Raw genomic sequence first — 7,167 nt, forward strand, 5'->3', positions numbered from 1 at the left:
GTTGAAGTAAAGCGAAAGGCGAGGGAATTGTCGGAATATTCATCGTTCTTATAATTTATGATGAACAAGATAAATTTAATCCTGTCAATCCTGTTCATCCTGTCAAAAATAGAACTGAATAGATACACCATTTCATTCATATAATGTCTGTATAGCCTTTGGCTTTAGCATAACCATCTTATAATCTCTGTTCCAATCCCTTTGTTGGTAAATAGCTCAAGGAGGATTGAATGCTTTATCCTTCCATCAATGATATGTGCCTTCATCACGCCATTCTCAATCGCCTCTTGAGCTGCCCTTACCTTTGGTATCATCCCTGAGCTTACCTTCTTTTTCTTGATTAATCCCTCTATCTCATCTATTCTTATAGTGGAAAGAAGCCTTTCTCCATCTAATACTCCTTTTGTATCGGTAAGAAATATAATCTTATCTGCTTCAATTCTTGATGCAATCGCTTCAGCAACGGTATCAGCATTTATGTTATACCTTACCCCCTTTTCATCCACCCCAATCGGGGCAATAACCGGGATAAAGGAAGAATAAAAAAGCTTCTCTAATAGCTCTTTATTTATCCTATGAACCTCGCCTACAAACCCTAATTTCTTTATTGGCTTTGCCAAAATCATATTTCCGTCTGCACCAGAAAGCCCTACTGCCTTCGCCTCATGCTTGTTTAATAATGAAACAATCTCAGTGTTTATCCTTCCCAAAACCATCTCAACCATCTCCATACTCTCTTTGTCGGTTATCCTTAAGCCATCCTGAAATTTTGGCTTAATCCCAAGCTTTTCCATAAACTTTGTAATCAGAGGACCTCCGCCATGAACAATTACCGGTTTTATTCCCACATACTTTAAAAGGGTGCAATCAATAGCAAAGGATTCCTTTAATTCATCCTCAATCATTGCCGAACCACCATATTTTATAACAATATACTTATCATAAAATTCCTTGATATAAGGAAGCGCCTCAATAAGAATATTTGCTCTATCTATTACCTTTAATTTTTCCATCATTTTGATTTTGATTTTTGCATTTCTTATATCTCCTCTATCCTTATCCTCATAACATCCTTGATAACATCTTCTTTCTTAATCTCATCAATTGCAGATTTTATATCACCCTCATAAGCCTCATGTGTTACCATTACAACAGGAACGACATCGCCCCTTTCCTTTTGGATGCAGGATTCAATGCTTATCTTATATTTTGCTAGAATACCAGAGATTAAGGCTAATACACCAGGTTTATCAGATACGATGAGCCTTATATAAGATTTAAGAACAAGGTTTTCTATTGGATAGACAGAAACATTAGAAATATCTGGAATATTCATCTCTTCACCCCTTAAAAGGCTAAATACATCAGCAATAACAGCAGAGGATGTAGGATTCCCACCAGCACCTTTACCATAGAAAAGAAGGGGCCCCGTAAGGTCAGAGACAACATAAATACCATTGTAATTGTAAGAAACGCTGGAAAGAAGATGCTCCTTTGGAATCATAACAGGGTGAACTCGTATTTCTAAATTTCCATTATCTATCTTTGCAATGCCAAGGAGCTTAATCTTAAATCCAAGCTCGTCTGCATAGACAAGGTCAGAAATGGTAATTTTGGAAATCCCCTCTTTATAAACAGAAGCCATATCTACAATCCTTCCAAATGCAAGACCTGCTAGAATAATAATCTTATGTAGGGTATCATCTCCATTTATATCTAGGGATGGATTGGCTTCAGCAAAACCCTCTTTTTGGGCATCCTTTAGAACATCCGAAAATTCTTTTTTCTCCTCAAGCATCCTTGTTAGGATATAATTTGTTGTTCCATTGATTATCCCATATATTTTTTGAATTTTGTTTGCTGTAAGGCTTGAGGTTATGGATGAAATAATGGGAATTCCTCCGCCAACAGATGCTTCAAACCTTATTCTTCTTTTATTAGTCTTTGCAGATGCTATAATCTCCTTTAGATGCAAAGAAATCAAAGCCTTATTTGCGGTTACAACATCCTTTTTATTCTCAAATGCCTTTAAAATATAGTCTAAAGCTGGTTCTATGCCGCCAATAAGCTCAATTATAACATCTATATCTGGATCATCCAGAATATCATAAGGGTTATCTGTCAAAAGCTCTTCAGGTGGGATATAATCCCTCTTTCTTGCAAGGTCAATATCAGCTATCTTTACAAGGGAAATGCCGGGAAAATTCTCGGTAAGTAATACCCTTACCACGCTTTGTCCTATTGTTCCTAATCCAATTAAACCTATCTTCATTCAAGCTCAAAATGGGAAAGCTCTTTAAATTGATAATATCTTTGCCTTATCTCTTCCCATGTCAGCCTTTTCATCCTATTTAGGCTAAAATCCTCAACAACAAAGGATGCCATTGCAGAACCAAAGATAACAGCCCTTCTTAGCTGGTCATCGCTTTTTCCTGATGTATTAGCAAGATAGCCAATTAAAGCCCCTCCAAATGTATCACCTGCGCCCGTTGGGTCAAAAATGCTTTCAAGTGGATATGCGGGTGCTGAAAATATTCCCCTCTCCGAGAACATAAGACATCCATGCTCACCCTTTTTTATTATTACAATCTTTGGCCCTAATTCCCTTATCTTTCCTGATGCCTTTACAAGATTTGGCTCTTTTACTAATTCCCTTGCCTCACCATCGTTTAAAACAATAATATCTACCATTGATATTGCCTCTTTTAATGCATCTTTTTTATTTTCAATCCAATAATTCATCGTGTCTAAAACAATTAAGTCTGGATTTTTTATCTGCTCTATAACCTTAATTTGAATATCTGGGTCAATATTTCCAAGGAAGATATATTTTGAATCCTTGTAATGTTCTGGAAGAGAGGCATCAAAATTAGCCAAAACATTTAATTTTGTTTCTAATGTTTTTGCCTCATTAAGCTCATAGGTATAGTAACCCTTCCATCTAAATGTCTCTCCAGGAAGAACACGAATGCCTTCTGTGTCAATTTCATAAGATGTTAGAAGGGAAAAATATTCCTCTTTAAAGTCTTCTCCTACAACGCTTAAAATCCTTGCTTCTGAAAAGAATGAGCAAGAAACAGAAGCATATATACAAGAGCCTCCCAAAACATCAAAAACCTCACCAAATGGTGTTTGGACTGAATCTATTCCCACAGAGCCAACAATAAGAACAGGCACAAAGAAATGATAACTTAAAAACCATTATCCTGTCAAGGTTGCAAGTTGAAATTTTCAGAACCTCCCCAAATTTGTTACCATTCAGCCACTGATTGGCACGGATAAGTTAATAGGACGCAGGATTATACGGATAACATACCAAAAATCAATTGAATTTCAAACAAACCCTTTTGTTAAATGGCTAGGGTTAAGATGCCTAACTACATGTTAACCAAAAAGTTTGCAAACCATTTTTGTTTTAGCATAACACAAAAAAACCAATTTTGTTTCAGTGTGGTTACAATTATTTTTCATTCCATTCTCCTGTTGCAACAAACATCTTCGGTTTTGGCTTTTCTGTTATCTCCTTCTCTATGTATGTATCCCTATTTATTCCATCTTTTCTATAAGCCCTTATTACATTAAGGAAATCCTCTGCCTTTTGAAACCTTAATTTTGGGTCTTTTGCTATGGATACAATAACAATTTTATTTAGGTTTTCTCCTATTTTTCTATTTAGAAATATTGGCGGTATTGCCTCTTTATCTAAAATATTTTTTACAGTTTCTCCCGGGCTATTTCCCAAAAATGGGCTATTTCCTGTAAGAAGCTCATAAAGGGTTATTCCAACAGAGTATATATCAGATGAAAATTCCTCCCTTTCTCCCTTTAACCTCTCTTTAGGAACATAGGCATAAGAACCTGTCCTTGAAAGAAGCTTTTCATTCTTTGTTGTAAGCTTTGCTATCCCAAAATCGCATATCTTTGCCCTATTATCCTTTGTAAGAAGGATGTTTGATGGCTTTATATCCCTGTGGAGAATACCTGCTTTGTGAAGATGAACAAGACCATAAAGGATATCATCTATGATTGAAAGCCCACATTCACAAGAAACAGGCATTTTTATATCCTTTAGGCTTCTTCCGTCTACATATTCCATAATCATTATATAATAGCCTTTATATTTTGAAATGCCAAGGAATTGAACAATATTTGGACATTCTCCTACATTCTTTAGCTTTAAGACAATGCTTGCATTCATTAAAAACTCCCTTTTTAATAATTCCTCCTTTTCTTTATCTTGTGGAATTTTTATTGCAACATAATCCCCCCATTCCTTTTTAAGGCTTGGATTTAAAACCTCTGCAAGGTATGTCTTTCCAAATCCTCCGCTTCCTAAAACCCTTTCTAATTTAAAATCTTCCATTAAATATTCTTTTCAAAATTTATGTTTTTTATAATATTGTTCAGTTCATTTGTGTAGCTTTCCTTATCAAGATACAATCCTTCAATCTCCTTTTTAAGGGCTTCTAATTCCTTTTCCTGGTTGGATAGCTTATTTACATATTCCTCTGCTAGCTTCTTCTCAGTAGGTGTATCCTTTAAAACCTTAAGGTTCTCCCTTATCCTTTCCTGGTCTTTAAATATTTCAGAGTATCTTTTTTCTTGGGAGGCAATTTTTTTCTGGATTTCATTTATTTTATCCTTTAATTTGATTATTTTCTCAAATGTCCCTTTTATTTCAGGAGAGATGTAGTTCATATTTACGAAGACTTCAATATTTTCTTTTGTAATATTTGTAAGGAGATATGTTTCATAATATGTCATCTCTTCTTTTACACAAAGACTTGATGAACCATTGGGAGAAAGGTTCATCCGAAATCTATAATAACTTGGTGTTTGTTCATATATCATTTCCTTCTCTGGCTCTTTTAAATCCCATCCTTGTCTTAAAGGATGTTCTATAATTACCTCCTTTTGATTGAGGGTATTGTTTTGTAGACTATAGGTTTTAAGCTCTATATTCTTATAATATGCATACATTGTTCCTTGAATAATACTTACATAATGAACATTCCTCCTTTCACTATTTACTGATGGAGAGACACTTACACCAAGATCTACGCCATATGTAATGAAAGCCTTTTCGGTGGGTCTTAACCTATCTAATATTCCCTCTCCAGCATAGGCTTCATTTTCAAATACAGTAATTGGGCCTTTATCTAATGTAAGATTTGTGGTGTTCTCTATAGAGAGACAGCAAAGGGGATTTTTTGGATTGTTTGCCTCATTGTATAAAGAAAGCCTTTCTCCTTTAATATCTCCTTCAATAATTGGTATGAGGGCTGATTTGTTAGATGGAATACTTACAGGATAATCAATCTTATACTCAAAAAGATCGCCCATCTCTCTGGTAGCTATTTCAATCTCTTGGGTTTCCTTCATTTCTAAAGCCATATCATGGACTTCAATAGCAGCAAATCCTCCTACCATTGCTTTTTTTCTTTCTCCTGCAAATGTCCTTTCTGAAATTGTTGGTTTTTGAACCTCTTCTTCTTCAAACTTTATTACAGGCCTTTTCTTATATATTGGAGAATAGAGATCAGAGATAAAAGAGATAGGCTTTCCTGAAACAAGGGATAAAGAAACATCATTCCAATTATAGTCAGAAAGATTATCAACAATTGCCCATCCTTGTAAAAATAAAGAATGCTTTTCCTCAAAAGCTACAATCCTATAAGAGCTTTTCCATACAGGAGCTTCTGTGATATAGCTTATTATTATATTTCTTTCACCATTGCCTTTTGCAATTAAGGAAAGGTTTTTTCTCTCTTTTTTTCTGTATTGAAAGATTGTTTCTAAAGCCCTATTTAGCTCATCTTCAATGCTTTTTTCTTTTAATCTTATCTCATCTATATCATCCAATAGAATACTTTTTAATCCACCATTTTCATCTATTATATCCAATACATCAAGCTCGATTTTAAAATTATCTTTCAAAATAGCCTTTTTTCTTAAGCCCAAAAGCCTTCCATTCAAAACATCTCCGCCAAGCGCAATATCCAATTCTGCCCCTTTTATCTTATCCAATAGCGAGGTAAGGTTATCGTTTAAGGGATTTAATGAAAAGTCTTCAAGAATCTTATCAAGTGGCTTTTTTGATTCGTAGTCTATCCAAAAGACCTTTCCTCCATCAAGGTCTCTTATGGTTAAAGATTTTAATATATCAGAGATTTCATCCTTAAATGAAAGGTTTATTATCTCATTATCCCTTACCCTTCCCTTTCTTTCAATGTAAGATATGCCATTTTTATAGAGGATAACCTTTGTTATAGGAATCTCCCTGCTAAAAGAGGATGTTCCTATTATAAGGAGTAAGGGAAAAACCAATTTTTTCATTCTAGCTTCTTTTTAACCCTTTCTTTGTCTTTCTCTTCCTTAAATTTATCAAGGGAAAGATGCCAAAATTTTTCTGCCTCATTTTTCATTCCTTTATCATTATAAACATCACCTATATGCTCTAGTATTACAGGGTCATCATTTTTTAAATTATATGCCTTAAGGAGTAATGGAAGGGCTAAATCAAGGCTTCCCATTTTATAATAGCACCAACCTAAAGAATCTATGTATGCTGGGTTATCTGGCTCTATTTTTAATGCCTTCTCAATAAGCTTTATTGCCCTATTTAGATTTTTTCCCTCCTCTGCCCAGGTATATCCAATATAGTTATAAGAAGCTGAATTCTTTGGGTTTAGCCTTATAGCCTTATAAAGATATTTTATTGCCCAGCTTTTATTTAAAAGACCGTCATAGGCAACAGCCAATTGGAAATATAAGTAGTCATCATCAGGCATTTTCTTGATTAAATCCTTAAAGATTGTAATTGCCCTTTGATGCTCCTTTTTTTGGCTTAAAAGGACACCATAAAGAACCAAAAGGTCAAAGTCATCGGGAAATCTTTTTAATCCCTCCTCTATCACCATTAAACATTCATCATCCCTTTCATTTTTAAAAAGAAGCCATCCAAACCTTACAAATCCCTCATCTAGCCCAAGCTCTATTGCCTTTCTATAATATTTCTCTGCCTCATCATCCTTTTTATTCTTTTCTTTTGATATTCCAAGTAAAAGATAAGATTCAGGGCTTTTTTCCTTTTCTGTAAGAAGAAAGGAAAGTCTTTCTGAGGTCTCTGGATTTTTGGACATGTTGTAAAGGATAAGCCTTTTTATG

General features: G+C 34.6%; 6 protein-coding genes. All 6 read right to left on the bottom strand.

Going from position 1 to position 7,167, the window contains the following annotated elements; genetic code table 11:
• Window positions 1-164: 164 nt before the first annotated feature.
• Window positions 165-1,016 (bottom strand): acetylglutamate kinase, encoded by an 852-nt coding sequence (gene argB, locus AB1630_08800; GenBank protein MEW6103891.1) that lies wholly within the window; start codon window positions 1,014-1,016, stop codon window positions 165-167.
• Window positions 1,017-1,039: 23 nt separating this feature from the next.
• Window positions 1,040-2,272 (bottom strand): homoserine dehydrogenase, encoded by a 1,233-nt coding sequence (locus AB1630_08805; protein ID MEW6103892.1) that lies wholly within the window; start codon window positions 2,270-2,272, stop codon window positions 1,040-1,042.
• Complete coding sequence (locus AB1630_08810) at window positions 2,269-3,177, bottom strand: PfkB family carbohydrate kinase (protein MEW6103893.1); 909 nt, start codon at window positions 3,175-3,177, stop codon at window positions 2,269-2,271. The genes AB1630_08805 and AB1630_08810 overlap by 4 nt, the downstream gene beginning before the upstream one ends.
• Window positions 3,178-3,460: 283 nt before the next feature.
• Window positions 3,461-4,363 carry a serine/threonine-protein kinase gene (locus tag AB1630_08815; GenBank protein ID MEW6103894.1) on the bottom strand — a complete coding sequence of 301 codons (903 nt, stop codon included), beginning with the start codon at window positions 4,361-4,363 and terminating at the stop codon, window positions 3,461-3,463.
• Window positions 4,363-6,336, bottom strand: coding sequence for a hypothetical protein (locus tag AB1630_08820; GenBank protein ID MEW6103895.1), 1,974 nt, complete (start codon window positions 6,334-6,336; stop codon window positions 4,363-4,365). The genes AB1630_08815 and AB1630_08820 overlap by 1 nt, the downstream gene beginning before the upstream one ends.
• A partial coding sequence (locus tag AB1630_08825; protein ID MEW6103896.1) for a tetratricopeptide repeat protein occupies window positions 6,333-7,167 on the bottom strand: 835 nt, incomplete at its 5' end. The genes AB1630_08820 and AB1630_08825, both read right to left, overlap by 4 nt.

The organism is bacterium (assembly GCA_040753555.1).
In the GTDB taxonomy this organism is placed as follows: domain Bacteria; phylum UBA9089; class UBA9088; order UBA9088; family UBA9088; genus JBFLYE01.

What these genes read in the sequence shown, in the direction of transcription:
- argB (MEW6103891.1), bottom strand. Translation starts at nt 1,016, where the DNA reads ATGATGGAAAAATTAAAGGTAATAGATAGAGCAAATATTCTTATTGAG.
- AB1630_08805 (MEW6103892.1), bottom strand. Translation starts at nt 2,272, where the DNA reads ATGAAGATAGGTTTAATTGGATTAGGAACAATAGGACAAAGCGTGGTA.
- AB1630_08815 (MEW6103894.1), bottom strand. Translation starts at nt 4,363, where the DNA reads ATGGAAGATTTTAAATTAGAAAGGGTTTTAGGAAGCGGAGGATTTGGA.
- AB1630_08820 (MEW6103895.1), bottom strand. Translation starts at nt 6,336, where the DNA reads ATGAAAAAATTGGTTTTTCCCTTACTCCTTATAATAGGAACATCCTCT.